This is a genomic window from Pseudomonas meliae (assembly GCF_001400515.1).
In the GTDB taxonomy this organism is placed as follows: Bacteria; Pseudomonadota; Gammaproteobacteria; order Pseudomonadales; family Pseudomonadaceae; genus Aquipseudomonas; species Aquipseudomonas amygdali.
This window is the reverse complement of record NZ_LJQT01000103.1, coordinates 1-523: the sequence shown is the minus strand read 5'-3', so window position 1 is coordinate 523 and position 523 is coordinate 1. Positions and strand designations below refer to the sequence as shown.

Genomic DNA, 523 nt, shown 5'->3' with positions numbered 1-523 from the left:
TGATCGGAGAATCCCTAGCCAATGGCTGTCCACATAAAGCATCAGGTACGACCACGGCTGATTGTTGATCGGGTTGCAGGCATGCACATCTCCGGGGTTCATCAGGACCGCGGTGCCTGCCGTTACGCGCTGTGAGCTCTTTTCGTGCAAATAGGTGCTTTGCCCAGCGGTAATCGCGCCGATGGAAAAAGTCTCATGCGAATGCGGGGCATAGCAGACCAGCCGGCCACCTTCTACCGAGCGCGCCTCAATGAAAGGCAGACACTCATCGCGCCAGAAAAAGGGGGGTGCGGTCGAGTCGCTGGAGTGGATGGTGCTCATGCTGATATCCCGTCGGCAGAGCACCGAGGGTAGCTGAACTCATGTGCCAGCGCGATGCCGATGTGTCGCATTGCGTTAAAAAGCACCGGCTAGTGCAAATGCTCTGCGTCGGCATGCGTGTCGTGACGAGCTGCGTCACTCAGGCATGCTCACGCAGAGCATAAAAAGCGAAGCGCGTAAGCCTTAGGAAGGTCTGAAGTAG

At 57.2% G+C, this 523-nt stretch carries 1 protein-coding gene; it reads right to left on the bottom strand.

All coding sequences use genetic code 11. From position 1 onward, the window contains the following. Nucleotides 1-321: AraC family ligand binding domain-containing protein (locus ALO64_RS04720; RefSeq protein ID WP_174517433.1), on the bottom strand; the 321-nt coding region annotated here is incomplete at its 3' end. Nucleotides 322-523: the final 202 nt, after the last annotated feature.